This is a genomic window from Paenibacillus sp. FSL M8-0142 (assembly GCF_038597315.1).
GTDB lineage: Bacteria > Bacillota > Bacilli > Paenibacillales > Paenibacillaceae > Paenibacillus_AQ > Paenibacillus_AQ lactis.
This window is the reverse complement of record NZ_CP152008.1, coordinates 1,596,128-1,613,830: the sequence shown is the minus strand read 5'-3', so window position 1 is coordinate 1,613,830 and position 17,703 is coordinate 1,596,128. Positions and strand designations below refer to the sequence as shown.

At 51.0% G+C, this 17,703-nt stretch carries 18 protein-coding genes and 1 tRNA gene; 2 read left to right on the top strand and 17 right to left on the bottom strand.

Annotated features, from left to right (window positions below):
- Window positions 1-8 precede the first annotated feature (8 nt).
- From NSQ46_RS07725 to NSQ46_RS07715, 3 genes are all read right to left on the bottom strand, one after another.
- On the bottom strand, window positions 9-1,772 hold the full coding sequence (locus NSQ46_RS07725) for an AAA family ATPase (RefSeq protein ID WP_213613630.1): 1,764 nt from the start codon (window positions 1,770-1,772) through the stop codon (window positions 9-11).
- Window positions 1,773-1,876: 104 nt separating this feature from the next.
- A complete protein-coding gene (locus NSQ46_RS07720; RefSeq protein ID WP_213613632.1) occupies window positions 1,877-2,740 on the bottom strand; it encodes a hypothetical protein in 864 nt (287 codons plus the stop codon).
- 142 nt (window positions 2,741-2,882) lie between these two features.
- On the bottom strand, window positions 2,883-3,158 hold the full coding sequence (locus NSQ46_RS07715; RefSeq protein WP_213613634.1) for a hypothetical protein: 276 nt from the start codon (window positions 3,156-3,158) through the stop codon (window positions 2,883-2,885).
- On the opposite strand from NSQ46_RS07715, the gene NSQ46_RS07710 reads away from it, so the two are divergent.
- Window positions 3,060-3,416: a tyrosine-type recombinase/integrase gene (locus NSQ46_RS07710; protein WP_213613821.1), complete on the top strand. Its 357-nt coding sequence runs from the start codon at window positions 3,060-3,062 to the stop codon at window positions 3,414-3,416. The two genes, NSQ46_RS07715 and NSQ46_RS07710, sit on opposite strands and share 99 nt — an antisense overlap.
- A 120-nt stretch (window positions 3,417-3,536) precedes the next feature.
- Here NSQ46_RS07710 and NSQ46_RS07705 read toward each other — a convergent pair.
- Together NSQ46_RS07705 and nrdR are read right to left on the bottom strand one after the other, a co-directional pair.
- Window positions 3,537-3,612 (bottom strand) — tRNA-Ala (locus tag NSQ46_RS07705).
- 174 nt (window positions 3,613-3,786) lie between these two features.
- Window positions 3,787-4,260 carry a transcriptional regulator NrdR gene (nrdR, locus tag NSQ46_RS07700; RefSeq protein WP_007127427.1) on the bottom strand — a complete coding sequence of 158 codons (474 nt, stop codon included), beginning with the start codon at window positions 4,258-4,260 and terminating at the stop codon, window positions 3,787-3,789.
- A gap of 140 nt (window positions 4,261-4,400) precedes the next feature.
- Here nrdR and NSQ46_RS07695 point away from each other — a divergent pair, with 140 nt between their 5' ends.
- Window positions 4,401-4,628 carry an alpha/beta-type small acid-soluble spore protein gene (locus NSQ46_RS07695; protein WP_007127426.1) on the top strand — a complete coding sequence of 76 codons (228 nt, stop codon included), beginning with the start codon at window positions 4,401-4,403 and terminating at the stop codon, window positions 4,626-4,628.
- Window positions 4,629-4,697: 69 nt separating this feature from the next.
- On the opposite strand, the gene NSQ46_RS07690 is transcribed toward NSQ46_RS07695, so the two are convergent.
- The 12 genes from NSQ46_RS07690 to NSQ46_RS07635 form a co-directional block, all read right to left on the bottom strand.
- Entirely contained in the window at window positions 4,698-5,264 is a 567-nt protein-coding gene (locus NSQ46_RS07690; protein ID WP_028403886.1) for a lytic transglycosylase domain-containing protein, read from the bottom strand.
- A complete protein-coding gene (coaE, locus tag NSQ46_RS07685) occupies window positions 5,261-5,860 on the bottom strand; it encodes a dephospho-CoA kinase (RefSeq protein ID WP_342576594.1) in 600 nt (199 codons plus the stop codon). Before coaE ends, NSQ46_RS07690 begins: the two co-directional genes overlap by 4 nt.
- A 9-nt stretch (window positions 5,861-5,869) precedes the next feature.
- Window positions 5,870-6,613 (bottom strand): MntP/YtaF family protein, encoded by a 744-nt coding sequence (locus tag NSQ46_RS07680; protein WP_213613637.1) that lies wholly within the window; start codon window positions 6,611-6,613, stop codon window positions 5,870-5,872.
- Window positions 6,614-6,748: 135 nt separating this feature from the next.
- A complete protein-coding gene (gene mutM, locus NSQ46_RS07675; RefSeq protein ID WP_342576593.1) occupies window positions 6,749-7,582 on the bottom strand; it encodes a DNA-formamidopyrimidine glycosylase in 834 nt (277 codons plus the stop codon).
- A 329-nt stretch (window positions 7,583-7,911) separates the two neighbouring features.
- Window positions 7,912-10,569: a DNA polymerase I gene (gene polA, locus NSQ46_RS07670; protein ID WP_213613641.1), complete on the bottom strand. Its 2,658-nt coding sequence runs from the start codon at window positions 10,567-10,569 to the stop codon at window positions 7,912-7,914.
- 224 nt (window positions 10,570-10,793) lie between these two features.
- Complete coding sequence (phoU, locus tag NSQ46_RS07665; RefSeq protein WP_007127420.1) at window positions 10,794-11,453, bottom strand: phosphate signaling complex protein PhoU; 660 nt, start codon at window positions 11,451-11,453, stop codon at window positions 10,794-10,796.
- Between the two features lie 45 nt (window positions 11,454-11,498).
- Window positions 11,499-12,254, bottom strand: coding sequence for a phosphate ABC transporter ATP-binding protein PstB (pstB, locus tag NSQ46_RS07660; protein ID WP_213613643.1), 756 nt, complete (start codon window positions 12,252-12,254; stop codon window positions 11,499-11,501).
- 57 nt (window positions 12,255-12,311) lie between these two features.
- Window positions 12,312-13,187, bottom strand: a complete 876-nt coding sequence (gene pstA / locus NSQ46_RS07655; protein ID WP_007127418.1) for a phosphate ABC transporter permease PstA — start codon at window positions 13,185-13,187, stop codon at window positions 12,312-12,314.
- Complete coding sequence (gene pstC, locus NSQ46_RS07650) at window positions 13,188-14,120, bottom strand: phosphate ABC transporter permease subunit PstC (protein WP_007127417.1); 933 nt, start codon at window positions 14,118-14,120, stop codon at window positions 13,188-13,190. It lies immediately after the preceding gene.
- A 40-nt stretch (window positions 14,121-14,160) separates the two neighbouring features.
- Complete coding sequence (locus NSQ46_RS07645; protein WP_007127416.1) at window positions 14,161-15,171, bottom strand: PstS family phosphate ABC transporter substrate-binding protein; 1,011 nt, start codon at window positions 15,169-15,171, stop codon at window positions 14,161-14,163.
- A 145-nt stretch (window positions 15,172-15,316) separates the two neighbouring features.
- On the bottom strand, window positions 15,317-16,672 hold the full coding sequence (locus tag NSQ46_RS07640; RefSeq protein ID WP_213613645.1) for a methyl-accepting chemotaxis protein: 1,356 nt from the start codon (window positions 16,670-16,672) through the stop codon (window positions 15,317-15,319).
- 245 nt (window positions 16,673-16,917) lie between these two features.
- Complete coding sequence (locus tag NSQ46_RS07635; RefSeq protein WP_007127414.1) at window positions 16,918-17,649, bottom strand: response regulator transcription factor; 732 nt, start codon at window positions 17,647-17,649, stop codon at window positions 16,918-16,920.
- Window positions 17,650-17,703 lie beyond the last annotated feature (54 nt).

The following is a 17,703-nucleotide window of genomic DNA, read 5'->3' as shown; positions in this document are numbered from 1 at the left end:
CTGTTGCATTACGCCAAGTATTCTATATCTTCTCCTCGGAACGAATTATTGTTTTCAATTGATGTAAGAACCCTCACCATTTCATCTGCAATCTCCTCTCTTCGTAACGCCCTGGCAATGCGGATAGGCCCAAATGAGAAAGAAAATTCTTGTTGAGTCCATGCAGACAAAAGTGTTAAAATAGCCTTTCCAGAAAGTAAGGATATTCTTTTTTCATAAGAATCCCAATGCCTGTTGACAATTTCTCTCGCAATCGTATTAGCCTTCTTTACTTTTCCTTCCTCAAGATATTCTGTAGCTATCGCGTCAATTGCATCATCCTTTAGACCCTCGGTAATCTCCATGATTTTCTCTATGACTGTTTCTTTTGTTACTCTCGATCCTTGTTTTTTTCGCGATATGTTTACGATCCTAGCTATAGTTTCTGGAACAAGAAGATAATTCTCTATCTCCTTTTTACTCCAAATATGTAACTCTACTCCTCGCTTTTTGCTTTCCTCAAGCCTATCATTAATTTCTGAGTCAGTATGATAATCCCTGTCTAACAGGCAGAATACCCTGATTGATTCATTTGAGGCATTATTTAATAGCATTGTTGATCCAATCGCATAATTCCAACCTCCCCATCCACCTATTGAGAGGTTTGGAATCATATCTATTGGCTCCTGGCTATCGGGAAATAATGTATGATGCATATGCTTAAGAAGTGAAATATCCTTGCCCTCAACTAAGAGGCATTTCCGAGAAGACCATAACCTCGCCAACTGAATGTTGTGAATGCCCCCTATACTATCAATGAGTCTTTGAACAGCTGGAAGCTTATTGGCGAATTTCGACCTTGGTTGGGATCTATCAACTACCAAGATATTTTCAGGGTCCACCTCAGCCATAATTTCTACAGAATGTGTCGCAACAATCACTTGTTTATACTCGCCAGCTATCAATTTTATTAACTTGCGCTGAAGATCAGCGTGCATATAAATGTCAGGCTCGTCCAGAATGATTGTGGATTGCTTAGGAGTCCTTGCAAGAAACCACATTGTTTGAAGCCACATCTGCAATCCATGGCCCATCCAACCAACTTCCGCAACAAAATCATTATCTTGAACGAGGAGCGTAACAGGCTCACCATGCGCGTGAGCATGACCTTCCAGTGATCGCACACGAAATCCATTCCAAGTCGATTCAGCCAAGGCAACAAATCGACCGTAAAACTCACTTTGAAGAAGCAATTGATTCCTAAAATGTAGTGGCGCGAGCGGAGATGTTAAAGCGCCAAGTACATAGTCCCTTCTCAAAACCTTTTCCTCTCTTTGTAAAGGAGCAACCTGTGGTAAGATATTCAACATTGGCATTTGCGTACGACCAGCTTGTGCCTTGTTTCTTATTGGTTTATTTTCAGAATCATTCAGGATTGCAAAAACCTCAGCATCAGGACCCAACAATACTTCTACTGATTCTCCTTTTTCAAAGGTTGCTTTTATAATTGCTGGTGGGCTACCGTATCTATAAAATAGACTATCCGAATTGAACTCCATACCCTTCAATGACGGGGTTACACCTCGAACTGCCCTAGGCAGACCAGTCCAAGATGGGGGTTCAACATAAGCAAGGTTTGGATACCTATGGAGTACTAATGCGACCAGGCGTAATGCCTCAACTATAGTGGACTTGCCAGCGTTATTTTTTCCAACTATTATTGAAATATTTTTGAACGGTATCGTGTGCCTGCGATAGCATCGAAAATTAGTTATGCTGAGATCCTTTAACACAAGGACTCCCCTCTTTCTTCTATATTTAGCGCTTGGAGTTTTTCTGTAATTAAAGACCCTTCTTGCTTATTTAGTGATAATGAGAAGTCAATCCCTTTCTAATACTAGATTATCACTTTGGTTAACGATAATATCTGATTAGCATCGATACTAATGTCGTCACCTAAACGTATAATGGGGTTATGCCACTGATCCCACTCATCTTGCCTCACCTTATTTAGATAGTAAAACGCATGACGTAACAAGCAAAACTGCGTCTGTCTCCTATTTAGTTTGTTTGAGCCATCGAAGATGATCCCGCTTATTGGAGCTTGGAAAGTGATAACATATGGCTTAACATTGACTCGCCACTCATCAATTGCCTTCCGTTTACCAAGTGCTCTTAGGATGTTCTCTGCAAACTCAGGCATAACCACTATATGACGCACATCGCTGTTCTCCCAAATATCGCCACCAAAAAGATATCCGTTAATACATTTATCTGGTACTGGGAAAAAGGGGTTGAGCTGCAATCTGCGCATAATCATCCTGATACATGGTTCCTCATTACTTCTTGGAATCATGCTCTCCCAGTCGACAAGTTTCCCATCTAAATAGGTATCGATTCCGTTCTTTGACTTGCTGAACGTAATTCCTGACTCCCGTAGCTTCATTGAAAACTCAGTATCACGTAGAAGCAAATCATGAAGGTTATATAGAGGCTCGGAATTCTCTATTGAGGAATCACTGCGCGTTGTTAGATGGGCTATTGTCACATAATCGAAATCGCCTATATGGGTTTCTGTGCCCGTCTTATCATCAATGATCTTTTTTATTTCATTCAAGTCGACTTCTTCAGCCGAACTTAGCCTTTGAAAAGCAAATGTATTTCTAATTACGGCGTACTCTATCAGATGTCTTGGGGCTGAGAATATCTCAGCTAACGAATCATACAAAGCATCAGGATTAGATGTATTCAATAGCGACATTACTACCACTCCATTACAATCAAGTTATTCTTCCGACGATCATTCGATTTTATATCTAAATGTTCGACAGAAACATCGTGTATCCCTCTTTATGGGCATAAGAAAAGCGCCTCATGGGCGCCATTCGATCCATATGATTCCCTTACTTCTCTGCTCTGCGTTCGTTATCGTAGAACATCTTGTTTCGAACTGTCCAATCGGTTCCATTGTGTTGAAGCTCATAATTGAACTTGGCTGTAACACACCTTACCTGTGGAATTCCGTTTTCTTTCCATCCATCAAGCTTGTATTCAAGATCTCCGCTGACTAACATTCTGCCATCGGTTGCACCTTTTTCAACCTTAATCTCCTGCGCACGTTCTACAATCTCATCAAGAAGGCAGATGTACCCAAGATCAGGTTCCACGATCTCAGGCATACTGTAGCCACTCTTATGCTGCAAGGGGAAATCAACCCAAAGGTGGTGAAGGAAATACTCGGACACTCAGATGTTCGAATCACATTGGACATCTACAGCCACGTTCTGCCAAGAGTTCATAAAGAAACAGCGCAGAATACTGCAACATGCTATTCGGTCAAGCTAATAGCGCACAATAATAGGGCTTTTGCTCGTATGACGATTACGTTCATGCGGACAAAGCCCTTTTTCTTTGTATGGAAATGTGAGCATCGGTGATCATTAAGGAAGCATAAACTTTTTGTAATCACAGATGTGATCACGGCATTCTGTTTGAGCTATGATTGGCTCCAGAAAAAAAAAAACGCTCGGAATCCCAAGCGTTACGCGGTTTATGTATGGTGGAGCCTAGGGGGATCGAACCCCTGACCTCATCGCTGCCAGCGATGCGCTCTCCCAGCTGAGCTAAGGCCCCGTAAGCGACTTCTATATCATATAAAATTTCTGCAGGCCTGTCAACATATTTTCTGGACTTTTTGTTCGAAGAACAGATGCAGCATTTTGCTTCATAATATAACGTCACTTAACACGGAATACAAGACACAAGGGACCTTGAGCGCCCACGGCAGCACATGGGCTGCAGGCGCTCTTAGAGGTTATGTTCGTCCGTATCTTTGGAGAGGAGACTTTTCAGCTCCTTCATGAACATATTGATATCTTTAAACTGGCGGTATACCGAAGCGAACCTCACATACGCCACCTCGTCGACAGGATACAGCCGTTCCATCAGCAGCTCACCGATCTGACGGCTCTCCACCTCGGCAGCGGCCGTATTTCGGAGCGCCTTCTCCACATCGGATACGATCATATCCAACTGATCCACCGAGACCGGACGCTTCTCGCAGGCCCGAATCAGACCGCGCAGCACCTTCTCCCTGCTGAATTCTTCCCGGCTGCCATCCTTCTTCACGACGATCAGCGGCGTTTCTTCCACCATCTCAAACGTTGTAAAACGACGGCTGCACTGCTCGCATTCCCTCCTGCGCCGGATGGATTTATTCTCGTTGGCCGGACGCGAGTCAAGCACCTTCGTACCGGCATAGCCGCAATATGGGCATTTCATAAAATCATGTCACTTCCTCTACACGAAAGTCTTCATCCAATCGGACTGCAAAAATTACCAAAAAATGTTCTGTCTTTGTTGTTATGAAAATGCGAAACCGGAGACATAATACTTTTACCAACTCAAGGAGGTGAACTACAATGCCACAAAGCAACAACAACTCCAACAACCTGGTTGTGCCTCGCGCAAACGCTGCTCTTGAGCAGTTGAAGTACGAGGTAGCTCAAGAGCTTGGTATCTCCATCCCACAAGACGGATACCAAGGTAACATGACTTCCTACGAGAACGGTTCGATCGGGGGTTACATCACGAAGCGCCTGGTAACCCTGGCCGAGCAACAATTGGCTGGTCAATTCTCCGGTCAATAATTGATTCTTACTCAAAAGGAGTGTTGGCGGCTTGATAAGAGCTGTCAACGCTCTTTTCTTCGTATAGGCTTAGAATCGATCATTATACACACTCGTGTATTGATTATAATAATAAATGACACGCTGCACATAATGCCGCGTCTCTCCGACCGGAATCCGCTTAACGTTCTCATACGTGCCGTCCCACATGCCCTTTTTGATCCAGTTCTTAACGTTTCCCGGACCGGCGTTGTACGCAGCGATAGCCGCAATCGGATTGCCGTCCATTTCCTGATGCAGGTTCTGAATATACCACGTTCCGAGCTGAATGTTCGTGTCCACTTCATTCTTGACGCTGGACAGCGTCACGGAAGGAAGCTTGGCCATTTCCATCGCCCAGTTAGCTGTATCCGGCATCAGCTGCATAATCCCGAGCGCTCCCTTTTTGGATTCCTTGCCGGGCTTGAAGTTCGTCTCTACACGGATAATGGAGGCAACCAGAAACGGATCGACATCGTAATAGTCCGCATGCTTTCGAATCTCGTCCCTGTACTCGATCGGGTACAGCAAGGTCATCCAATTCGAGCTCAGAAACAGCAGCCCGACAAAAGATACAAACAGCAGAAGCAGCACTCTTTTTTTACGGAGCCACTTCATACCCGAACCATCCTGTTCCACAGCTTGTCCACCTGCTGCTTCGTCTCGTCCAGCGTTCCGCTATTGTCGATAACGATATCCGCAAGCTTCTTCTTGGCTTCAATATCCATCTGACTCCCGAGACGGGCCGCGGCTTGTCCTTCCGTCAGCGCATCACGATCCATCAGTCGCCGGATTTGCAGCTCTCTGGGAACATAGACGACGACAATCTGTTCCAGAAAAAAATACTGTTCACGCGCCTCCAGCAGCAGCGGGATATCCGCCACGACAAGGCGGTCTGGATAATCGCGTTCGTAGGCTTCCGTCCGGTCCCGGATTTCCTGCCGAATGGCCGGGTGGGTAATCCGGTTCAGCGCTTCCCGCTGCTCGGGGTCCCGAAAGATGATCTCCCCCAGCTTTTTTCGATTGAGCGTTCCGTCTTCCAGCAAAATATGTTGTCCGAAATGAGCGGTCACCTCAGCCAGCACCGGATGACCCGGGAGCATGACTTCCCGGGCGATGACATCCGCATCGACGAGAAGCGCCCCCTTCATGGTCAGCATGGAGGACACGGTGCTTTTGCCTGTTGCGATTCCTCCGGTTAAACCGATATTCATGACTTCACCTCATAACAGCTTCATTATACCCATGATGATTAACAATAACGCGGGAAGGTACGAGATCAGACGCATGCCGTTCTTTGATGCAAACCGCAGTCCGACCCTCATCCCCAGCATTAGAAAGATCCCGCTGAATAGTGCGACCACTGAAGCCGTGCCGAGCGGGGAAAAACCGAGCATCGCCGCGCCAAGACCGGCTCCGAATGCATCGAGCGACAGCGCAATGCCTAGCCACATCGCTTCCCATGAAGAGATGCTCCCGGAATTGTCCATATCCGCTTGGACAGGGCTCCGCAAAATTTGGATGACGAGGCCAAGCTTGCGGATTTCAAATGAGAAAACCGCCTTCTGCAGAGCTTCGCCGCCACCCGCATGTTCTTCCCGGTTTACGCCCGACTGTTCGTCAGCCCGCGGTCCGTCCGATCCGTAGTGCGCAATCCCCTGATCGATTCCATGCGCCCTTACCTTGCGATCTCTTGTTCCCCAAACCTGCTGATATAACGACCATAAGCCGAGCAGAATCAGAATGGCCGCCCCGATCACCGATGCCGCTGACGGGGACAAAAACCGCTGGAGCAGCGCCCCCGCCTGCATGGAGACGCCAAGCACGAGTCCCGAACACAGCGAGATAATAAGAACGGACAGCAGCGGGATTTTGGTTTTGCGCAGACCGTATGTAACCCCTGCCCCAAACCCGTCCAAGCTTAGCGCCATAGCCAGCAGTATGGGCGAGAAAAAATGACTGAGCACCCTCTCTTCCCTCCTTCGCAGAACCCATCAAGCCTTCGCTTAGCCGTTATTTCATGGCAGCTAATAGCCTGATCAGCTTCCCAATTGTCTCCTCATTATATGAGTGGAGAAAAGAAGGGGTGCACGCCCAGTTCCTTACTTCCTGTCCGGCTGGCATGAAGGGCAGTAATGCGTGCCCCTTCCGCCGACAACCGTCTTGAAGACCGGACCGCCGCAGCCGTAGCAGGGCTCGTCCTTCCGGCCGTAGATTTTGAGACTGTGCTGGAACATGCCCATCTCGCCCTGACCGTTAACATAGGACTTAATGGAGGACCCGCCCGCTTCTACCGCCTCGGACAGGGTGGCCACAATCGAATGGTACAGCCGGGACAGTTCATCGTCCCCGAGCTTATTGGCCGGGATCTCCGGATGAATGCCGGCCCGGAATAAGGCTTCATCGACATATATATTTCCGATGCCGACGACATATGCCTGATTCAGCAGCACCGCTTTGATCTTCGTCTTCTTGCTGCCGATCACTTCTTTGAAAGTATCCGGAGTCAGCGTATCGTCCAGAGGCTCATAGCCAAGCTTCGATAACGGCGGATGGTTAAACTCCTCGCCCGGTGCGAACAGATGCATCGTGCCAAATTGGCGCACATCCTTGTATCTCAATTCCGTACCGTCCGAAAAATGAAAAATGACGTGGGTATGCTTCTCTACGGGCTCATCCTTCCGGTAGAGCCCATAGCGGCCTTCCATCCGAAGGTGTGAGACAAGCACAAGCCCGTCCAGCAAGATGCGCAGAAACTTCCCCCTGCGCTCGACACCTTCAATCGTATGGCCTTTCAGCATAAATGCAAAAGCATCCACATCGTCAGGCCGCTGAATGATTCGCGGCAGATTTACGGTCACATGATCTATATATTTGCCTTTAATCAATTGATTAAGGGTTCGTTTGACTGTTTCGACTTCCGGCAATTCCGGCATAATAACTTCACCTCTACCTCATTATACCGGAAGATGGGATGGAGCGGCACCCACCTGGGGTGGAAACCTGTGGCATTTTATCCTAAATGACTTTGGTCCCGCCGACCTGCTGCCGCTGACTTCAAGACAGGCGATGCCGACAACGGTGCCGCCAAAGTAAATCCACGGACCGACCGGCACTTTCGTTCGCGTAGCTGCGCAACGCTAAAACCATCGTACCCGCGTGCCTCGCCGCGTTACTCCACATCGCCCTCGACGAATGCAGCTGTATCGCTTTTTGTAGCTCCTAACGGCACCACCTTGCCTTGCCCCATCGGCCAGCAGAGACTCTACTTCGCCTCGTACCAGTTCGTGCCGTAGCTGACCTCCGATTTCAGCGGAACCGACAGCGCTAGCGCATGGCTCATCACCTCAGGCACAAGCTCCTTCATGATTTCAAGCTCATCCTCCGGCACCTCGAATACCAATTCATCGTGTACCTGCAGCAGCATGCGGCTCTTCAGCTTGCGTTCGTGCAAGGCAGCATCCATATGAACCATCGCCAGCTTGATAATATCGGCGGCCGTCCCCTGAATCGGCGTATTCATCGCCGTCCGTTCGGCAAAGGAACGAAGGTTGAAGTTGCTTGCATTAATCTCGGGAAGATACCGTCTGCGTTCGAGCAGCGTCTTCACGTAGCCGTTCTGCTTGGCTTCCTTGACGATTTCATCCATATAGCGGCGGACGCCCTGGAACACCTCGAAATACTGGTCGATGAAAGCCGCCGCTTCCTTCCGGGTGATGTTCAGGTTCTGCGACAGGCCGTAATCGCTGATGCCGTACACAATGCCGAAATTGACCGCCTTCGCGGACCGGCGCATGTTGGCATCAACCTCGTCCACGCCGACGCCGAATACATCCATGGCCGTCTTCGTGTGAATGTCCATATCATGCAGGAACGCTTCCTTCAGCCGCTCGTCGTCCGAAATATGGGCAAGCACGCGCAGCTCGATCTGCGAATAGTCCGCGGCCAAAATGCTCCAGCCCGGCTCGGAAGGCACAAACACTTTGCGCAGCTTCCGTCCTTCCTCCAGCCTGATCGGAATATTCTGCAGGTTCGGATATTGGCTGCTCAACCGTCCCGTGGCGGCAATGGTCTGACGGTAATACGTATGCACCTTGCCCGTCTTTCCGGAAATCTCCTTCAACAGACCTTCAACATACGTCGATTGAAGCTTGGCAAGCGTCCGGTATTGGAGAATCAGCCGGACGATATCGTGATACGGCGCCAGCTTCTCCAGAACTTCGGCGTCCGTCGAATAACCGGTCTTGGTCTTCTTGATGACAGGCAGCTGCAGCTTTACGAACAGAATTTCGCCGAGCTGTTTCGGAGAATTCAAATTAAATTCCGTTCCTGCAATCTCGTAAATTTCCTGAACGAGCCGCTCGATTTGCGCCTCGAACTCGCGCCCGAGCTCCTTCAGATCCTCCACATTGACGGCAATGCCCTGCTTCTCCATATCGGCCAAAATCCGGGACAGCGGCATTTCCAGATCATAGAACAGCGGAAGCATTTCATTATCGGCCAATTCCTTCTCCTGGAGCGGAATCAGCTGGGCGGCAGCCAGACATTTGCGGGCCATATGCTCGCTGAGCTTGTCCGTGTCCGGTACCTTGTATTTTGCCCCTTTCCCGAACACATCCTCATCCGCCTGCAGGTACGACAGGCCGTACTTCGCAGCCAATCCGCTAAGGCTCTGGTTCGCCTCTGTCGGATCAAGCAAATACCCGGCCAGATGAACGTCGAACGCCGCGCCGGCAAAAGGGATGTCCTGCCAATGAAGCGCCAGGTCGATCCGGTGAAGATCATACCCGCGTTTTGGAATGTCGCTGCTGGCCAGCCACGTCCGGATCGGCTCCGCCGCCTCCGACTTCAGCACGTCGAACGGAATGTAGAACTGGCGGTCCTCCGTGGCCAGCGCCACGCCGATCACCTCCGCATGATGCGGGTTATCGCCATGGGTTTCCACATGCAGGATGCTGACCTGCTCCAGTACACCTGCAAGCTCCGCAAGCTTTCCTTCATCCACGATTGTCACGTCGATCTGAGCCTGCGGCTCCGACTCGGCTTCCGAGCCGCCTCCGCTCGTGCGGAGATCAAGCCGTTCGATCAACGATTTGAATTCCAGCTTCGCCAGCGCGGGGCCGGCTGTCTCCTCGTTGAGACCATTAAACACCATATCGTCCAATGTCTGCTCAAGCGGTACCTCGCGGAAGATCGTCGCCAGCTTTTTGCTTAGAATCGCCGAATCGGCATGCTCCTCGATCTTTTCCTTCATCTTGCCCTTCAGCTCGCCAGAGCGGGCGACAACCTCTTCTACCGAACCGAATTCATGCAGCAGCTTAAGCGCCGTCTTCTCGCCGACGCCAGGAACGCCGGGAATGTTGTCCGAGGCATCGCCCATCAGGCCTTTCAGATCAATGATCTGTTCGGGGGTGAGATCGTAACGCTCCTTGATCTGCTCCGGTCCGTAGTACTCGATTTCGGTGACGCCCTTGCGGACCATCGCAATCGTCGTATTCTCGGATGCCAGCTGCAGCATATCCTTGTCCCCGGACACGACCATCACCTTCCGGCCGGCTTCATCGGCCTGGCGCGTAATCGTTCCGATAATATCGTCGGCTTCATATCCGCCGATCTCGAATTGGGAAACGCCCAATCCTTTAAGCAGCTCCTTCAGCAGCGGAAATTGTCCGGACAGCTCCGGCGGCGTCTTCTGGCGGCCGCCCTTGTAATCCTGATAGTCCGCATGCCGAAACGTTTCCTTGCCCGCATCGAAGGCCACCATCATATGTGTTGGTTTATGCTCTTCGATCAGGCGAAGCAGCATGGTTGTAAAACCGTAAACGGCGTTCGTCTGCTGGCCGCTCGCATTCGTCAGCGGCGGCATGGCAAAGAACGCCCTGTAAATAATATTGTTTCCATCAATCAGGATCAGCTTGTCCATAGAACACCTCGCACCCATAATTCTTCCTTACCTCATGATAACATAGGTTACCGCTAAATTCCGAATGATCCTCCCGTCTTACTTAAAAAATGAAGAATGCTTCCTAATAGACGCTCGGATAAATCCGGGGGATCTGCATTAAATCTGCGGTTGCTGCTTTAATGGCAGGCCGCAGCATAAAAAAACGCCGGCATATAGCCGGCGTTCCCGTTCTTTAAAGCATCTTATTGATTCAGGTCGGGACGGTGTCCCGTCACCAGATAAACCGTGCTTTCCCCGATATTGGTCGCATGGTCGGCAATGCGTTCGATGTACCGGCCAACCATGACCAGCAGCATCGCTTGATTCGCCGTATCCGGATCCGAGGTCAGGTGAGCGAATAGGTCCTGCAAAATAATGCTGTACAAATGATCCACCTGATCATCGTCCTGGGCCATTTTATAAGCCAGGTCCGTATTCTCCGTCAGATAGGATTCAATGGATTCCGATACCATCGCCCGCACTTGATCCGACATTCGCGGCAGATCCACCAGCGGCTTGATCAGCTTCTGGCCTTGGAGGCGAAGCGTGACTTTGGCAACGTCGCGTGCCAGATCCCCCATCCGCTCCAGATCGCTCGCGATCCGGAAGGCGACCAAAATGCGCCGCAAATCTTTTGCCACCGGCTGCTGGGTGACGATCAGGCGCGAGCCGATGTCCATGATCTGCTCTTCCATCGCGTTCAGCTGAACGTCGTTGTCGACGACGCGCTGGGCTTTGTCCGCATCCAGGGTCTGCAGAGACTGTACGGCCAAGGCCAGTGCCTCCTCCATATGCTTTCCCATCTCGCGCAGTAATGTTTTCAGCTCGTCGAGCTGCTGGTCAAACTCAATTCTCCGGATCATGTGGTGCTCCTCCTATCTATGCTTAAGAAGATGATAATTGAACCATTAACCGAAACGGCCGGAAATATAATCCTCTGTGCGGGCATCCGAAGGAGTGGAGAAGAGAACATCGGTGCTAGCCGACTCCACCACCTCACCGTTCAAGAAAAACACCGTCTGGCCAGATACCCGAGCGGCCTGGTGCATGTTGTGCGTAACCATAACGATTGTATAAGTGCTCTTCAATTCCTGAACCAGCTCTTCAATCTTCAGGGTCGAGATCGGGTCAAGCGCAGAGGTCGCCTCATCCATGAGAAGGATATCCGGCTGAACGGCCAGCGCACGCGCGATGCACAGGCGCTGCTGTTGACCGCCTGAAAGGCTCAGCGCCGAACGCTTCAAATAGTCCTTGACCTCTTCCCACAGCGCAGCTTGCTTCAAGCTCTGTTCAACGATGCCGTCCAGATCGGACTTGTTCTTGATGCCGTGCAGGCGCGGTCCGTAGGCAATATTGTCATAGATCGATTTCGGGAACGGATTCGGCTGCTGGAACACCATGCCGACCTGCTTGCGCAGGGCTTCCACATGAACGTCCTCGCCGTAAATTTCGGTGCCGCCGATCCGCACGCTGCCCTCGATCCGGGTTGCCGGAATCATGTCATTCATGCGGTTCAAGGTCCGAAGCAGCGTCGATTTACCGCAGCCGGAAGGTCCGATGAATGCGGTGACTGTTTTTTCGGGTATGTCCAGATCGACATTTTTGAGCGCATGATACGTGTCGTAGTATAGGTTCAGTTTCTCAATCTGTATGATGGCTTCCATATTTTATTCATGTCTCCTTTTTTACGATTCGATCTGCCTTATCGTCTCTTGCGCGTCTTAGATGTTCTTCGAATACTTATTCCGGATCCATACCGCTGCAATGTTCATAATGAACAGCATGATGAGAAGCAGAATAATACCCGATGCCGCCAGCTCGTGGAATGCTTCACTTGGTCTGGATATCCAGTTGAAGATCTGGATCGGCATTACGGTGAAGGAATCCAGCAGATTTTCCGGCAAAAAGGCTACGTACGTTAAGGCGCCTATCATAATGAGCGGTGCGGTTTCCCCGATTGCCCGTGACAAAGCCAGAATGACCCCTGTCATGATGCCGGGCATCGCCGACGGTAGGACCGACTTGGATACGGTCTGCCATTTCGTCGCGCCAAGCGCATAGGAGGCGTCCCGCCGATTTTTCGGAACGGCGCGGAGCGCTTCCTGTGCCGCTACGATAATGATCGGAAGGACAAGCAGCGTCATCGTCAGGACCCCGGACAGCAAGCTGCGTCCAAGATTCATGCCGCGGACGAAAATCGCCAGGCCCAGAATGCCGTAAATAATAGAAGGAACGCCTGCAAGCGTACTGATATTCAGCTGAATGAGCCGAACCCAGCGGCTGCGTCCCGCATATTCTTCAAGAAAGATCGCTGCCCCGACGCCCAGGATGAAGGATAGCGGAGCCATCAGGAGCAGCAAATAAATCGTGCCGACAATCGGCGACTTCAGACCGGCCCGGTCCGCAATCCGGGAAGGATAATTCGTGAATAAGTCCGGCGACAGCCGGTGAATTCCGTCCATCACGATCGTGCCGATGAGTGCCATCAGGACAAGAATGCCGATGCTGGTGCAGGCGAGAAAAATCATATGCAGGGTTTGGTCACTAATGCGTCTTCGGTTGATTCTCTTGCTGTCTCCCAGATTCAAACGTTCCATCTAGTATTCCTCCCTGAAGCGGCGAGCGACCCACTGCGCCAAAATATTAAGCAAGAAGGTGATGACGAACAGCGTCAAACCTACCGCAAAAATAGTACCGTACTCGATCGTACCGCGCGGTACGTCACCCATGCTGACCTGAACGATGTACGAGGTCATCGTCTGGATGCTCTCCAGCGGGTTCAATGTCAGCTGCGGCGTTGCCCCCGCGGCTACGGTAACGATCATCGTCTCGCCGATCGCCCGCGAGAAAGCCAGGACGAACGAAGACACGACCCCGGACAAGGCTGCAGGCAGCACGATTTTCAGCGCTACCTCAAAGCGGGTAGCCCCGAGCGCATAGGCGCCGTGGCGCAACGTTTTCGGCACAGCCCGCATGGCGTCCTCGCTCAGGGAGGAGATCATCGGCAGCACCATGACGCCGACGACGATCCCTGCGCTAAGCGCATTGAATATGCCCATATCGGGAAAAATCTTTTGAAGGAATGGCGTGACGGCTTCCAATGCAAAATAACCGTAAACAATCGTCGGTACTCCGGCCAATACCTCAAGTACCGGTTTGACTACCCCCCGAACCCGGGCAGGAGCGTATTCATTCAAATAAATAGCGCATGCCAAGCCGATAGGCACTGCGAATAAAATCGCAATGCCTGTAATCAGCAATGTGCCGCCCAGGAGGGGCAGCACGCCGAATTCTTTTGGAGGGAGAATTGGACTCCATGTCGTTCCTGTCAGGAAGGACCACACTGGCACTTCCTTGAAGAAGATGATGGATTCCTGTAACAGTGTATATACAATCCCGATGGTGGTGACGACCGATAGCAGTGCGCACATGCCGAGCAGAATCGGAATGATTTTATCGGAGAGGCGCGTTTTGCTGCGACGGAACGTCATTTGCTTGGGTGCACCCGCCACGGATGATGTTTTGTTCATTCTCCTCTTCCCTTTCTATTTACCTGGAATAACCGTTCAATTATTGGGCCAGCTTGCCTTTTTCCTCTTCATATTGCTCATCTTGCAGAGGAACGAAGCCAACTTCGCCCGCCAAGCTTCCGGCATTCTCAAGGTAGAAGTCTACGAAAGCCTTCACTTCAGGACGTTCCATTTCCTTCTTGCTTACGTAGATGTAAAGCGGACGGGACAATGGAGCATAGCTGTTGTCTTTAATCGTTTCCATGCTTGGCGCTACTGTTGCAGTACCGTTGTCGATCGGAACCAGCTTCAATTTGTCCTGATTCTCTTCGTAGAAGGAAAATCCGAAATATCCGATAGAGTTCTTATCGCCGGCAACACCCTGTACAACGGCATTCGTGTCGGCACTGAACGTAATCTGGCTGTCGTTACGGCTGGATTGAGCTTCGCCGTTAATGGCTTCGGTGAAGTAGTCGAAGGTTCCATGGTCTGTACCAGGGGAGTAGATTTTGATCTCCTCGGCAGGCCAGCCTTCACGTACGTCCGCCCATGTTTTTACTTTGCTGTTTGGCTCATAGATTTTCTTCAACTCATCTACGGTAAGCTTATCTACAAAATCATTATCCGGATTGACAACGACGGACAGTCCGTCATAAGCAACCAGAACTTCGTTGTATTCAACATTGTTCTTCTTGAGCTCTTCCGCTTCTGTATCTTTAATTGGACGGGATGCATTCGCAATTGCGATTTCGCCGGTTGCAAAGCGCTTGAAGCCTGCGCCTGTACCGCCGGTTCCGATTGGAACGCGTACGTCCGGATTTGCTGCTCCGAATTCCTCAGCAATCGCTTCTGTCAACGGATGCACCGTGCTGGATCCATCGATTTCAATCGTTCCGGACAAAGCATCCGTCGTTTTGCTTTCTTCTTGTTGAGCAGAGCTGCCGTTACTGTTCGTTTCTCCCGACGCGCTGCCCGTTGTACTGTTTCCGCCTCCGCAAGCTGCGAGAATGGCGCTCAGCATCAGCACCAGAACGAGAATGCCTGCTGGTTTACGACCCCTTTTTCTAAACAAACGAATCCACTCCTTCAAAATGGTTGTTGTCTTTACTAACCGTCTTACAATATAGATCTTAATCCCCTAATGTAATTGCAGTTTTTCAGAAATGTAAACGCAGTGTAAAATTTATAATAGAATGCTAGACTTGCAGATTCACATCTTATTGCTCCGCCCTTGGCTCTAACGCAGCGTTCATACCGGCCAGCTCTTCCTTAATCTGGTGCACGCGCTGTACCGTATTAACCGCCAGCTCATAGACCTGGCTCCCGGACAATTCTACTTCATGAACCGCCTGCTGCATTTCATAAAAGAGACGGGTTCCCTCTTCGACGTCGCCTTCGCAGGATTGAAGCTCCTTTAGCGCCGATCCCGCAGCAGCTGCCGTATCCGCAGCAAGCTGCTGGATATGCTCTAGCAGCTCGGAGATGTCGCCCGCCAGCTTCCGTGTCTGCTTCGCCAAGGATTGGACCTCGCCGGCTACGACCTGAAAGCCCCGTCCATGCTCTCCGGCGTGGGCCGCCTCGATTGACGCGTTCATCGCCAGCAGGCTGCTCTGATTGGCAAGCTCGGTTATCGTGCCCGTAATGGAGGAGATGCGGCCTGCGTGACGCACAAGCTCTTCTGCTTGATCGCCGCGCCGGGTCATATCCCCGATCAGCCCCGCATAGGACGAGGATACCCGCTCCAGCTTGTCCGCCCCGGTCTCGGAAAATTCGCGCATTCGGACACATTCAGCTCTCGTCTTGTCCGCGGCTGCCTTAACATCATCGAGCGAAGCCTCGATATTGCTCGTGTGTCGGTAGCTTCCAGTCAGAATCAGCTCTCTCTTCCGCTCCGCATCCAGCTGCAGCCTACCGGACAAGTTCATAAGGTCCCGAACGGTGAGCACGCCGGCCAGCACTTCTTGCTGTTTTACAATGATGCAATCGTAAAATTTGTCATCCGGGCGGTGCAGCGCCAGGTTTAACACTTCGGAGACGGTTTCGTCCGCTTCGACTATGGTTGGACTCAAATCCGCGAACTGGAACGCCGGCTTCGGGTAATATAAATCCACTGCGAACCTGCCCATCATCCGCTGAAAGAAGGCGTCTCTCATAATCAGCCCGGACGGGTTCCCCGGGGTATTGCAGTAGATTACGCACGGGATGCCCGGGTTGCCCATCAACAGCTCCAGCACATCAAGGCATGTCTCGGTCTCGCTGATTTCAGGCACGGTTCGAATATATTCCATCATGGACGGCTCCTTCAGCTCGCCCGATGCCTGCACAAGCCTCGCTTCCGGATCCTGTAACCGCTCCTCCGCCTGACTGGCTTGATTCATTCGATTCATTTGATTCGTTTGCTCCGTCAGATCCTCGAGAGCTTGCGCGATTCCATGAACCGCATTCGGCGCCCCAGCCGCTTGAACCGTTCGTTGATTCTGACCTGCTTGATTCCCTTGATCCACTCGTTTCCCTTGAACCGCCTGATCCCCTTGAGTGACCTGTCGTCCCGGTGTTTTCCGAAGCAGCGTCATCGGCTCCATCCTCTCCTAATGGTTCTTTAGACGCATCATATCGAAGGATTGTTATCGGTATATATTCGGTATGTTAACGCCGTGTAAATCGCGCGCCAATCCTGGCTGGATATGTAACCAAAGTCTCAGAAAAACGATCCCCTGGAACTAAATAACCCCGCAGCAAGCGGGGATTGGCATCCGATAGAGTTGCTAGTGTCGTTAGCTTCCTTTAACAGCTGGCATAAAAAAAGCCTCCGCATCATTTACAGTGAATGATGGGAAGCTTTATTCGTATTAACAACCAATTTATACCCGACGCCGCGAATCGAATCGATATGCACGGATTCCGGATCGAGCTCCAGCTTTTTGCGGAGCGAGCTGACATGGACGTCAACGGTGCGCTGGCCGCCGATATAATCGAACCCCCAGACGACGTTCATCAGATCGTCCCGCGTCAAGACGACGCCCGGCTTCTTCGCCAAATAGAGCAGCACCTCGAATTCCTTCGGACGGAGATTAATGCTCTGCCCGCCGAGCCGCACCTCATATTTCTCGGGGAAGATTTCGAGCTGTCCGAGCGAGATCACGTTCGCCTGCTGCTCCGAAACCTTCGCTTCCTCGCTTTGACCAGACGTTCTGCGCATGACGGCCGAAACTCTGGCCAGCAGCTCGGAAACGCCGAACGGCTTCGTAATATAGTCGTCCGCCCCCATCTTCAGGCCTTGCACGACTTCCTCCTCTGCATTCTTCGCCGTGAGAATAATGATCGGCGTCTTAATGCCTTTGCCTCTAAGCTTCTCTAAAATTTGAAAGCCGTTCATGCCCGGCAGCATGACATCGAGCAGAATCAGGTCGAACTCCTCCTGCGACGCTCTTTCGTAACCTGCCGTCCCATGCTCTTCAACGGTGACGTCAAAGCCTTCCTGCGTCAAATTGTACGATAACAAACGAGACAGTGTAGGCTCATCTTCAATAACAAGTAAACGTTGAGTCAATATTAACCCCGCCTTGTGTATGGATTGGATTACTTGTTTCAGTATATAAACTGA

Excerpts from the sequence above, each read along its gene's own strand:
- NSQ46_RS07720 (WP_213613632.1), bottom strand. The coding sequence starts at position 2,740 with ATGTCGCTATTGAATACATCTAATCCTGATGCTTTGTATGATTCGTTA.
- NSQ46_RS07715 (WP_213613634.1), bottom strand. The coding sequence starts at position 3,158 with ATGCCTGAGATCGTGGAACCTGATCTTGGGTACATCTGCCTTCTTGAT.
- nrdR (WP_007127427.1), bottom strand. The coding sequence starts at position 4,260 with ATGAAATGCCCATATTGCGGCTATGCCGGTACGAAGGTGCTTGACTCG.
- NSQ46_RS07695 (WP_007127426.1), top strand. The coding sequence starts at position 4,401 with ATGCCACAAAGCAACAACAACTCCAACAACCTGGTTGTGCCTCGCGCA.
- NSQ46_RS07690 (WP_028403886.1), bottom strand. The coding sequence starts at position 5,264 with ATGAAGTGGCTCCGTAAAAAAAGAGTGCTGCTTCTGCTGTTTGTATCT.
- coaE (WP_342576594.1), bottom strand. The coding sequence starts at position 5,860 with ATGAATATCGGTTTAACCGGAGGAATCGCAACAGGCAAAAGCACCGTG.
- mutM (WP_342576593.1), bottom strand. The coding sequence starts at position 7,582 with ATGCCGGAATTGCCGGAAGTCGAAACAGTCAAACGAACCCTTAATCAA.
- polA (WP_213613641.1), bottom strand. The coding sequence starts at position 10,569 with ATGGACAAGCTGATCCTGATTGATGGAAACAATATTATTTACAGGGCG.
- phoU (WP_007127420.1), bottom strand. The coding sequence starts at position 11,453 with ATGATCCGGAGAATTGAGTTTGACCAGCAGCTCGACGAGCTGAAAACA.
- pstB (WP_213613643.1), bottom strand. The coding sequence starts at position 12,254 with ATGGAAGCCATCATACAGATTGAGAAACTGAACCTATACTACGACACG.
- pstA (WP_007127418.1), bottom strand. The coding sequence starts at position 13,187 with ATGGAACGTTTGAATCTGGGAGACAGCAAGAGAATCAACCGAAGACGC.
- pstC (WP_007127417.1), bottom strand. The coding sequence starts at position 14,120 with ATGAACAAAACATCATCCGTGGCGGGTGCACCCAAGCAAATGACGTTC.
- NSQ46_RS07640 (WP_213613645.1), bottom strand. The coding sequence starts at position 16,672 with ATGACGCTGCTTCGGAAAACACCGGGACGACAGGTCACTCAAGGGGAT.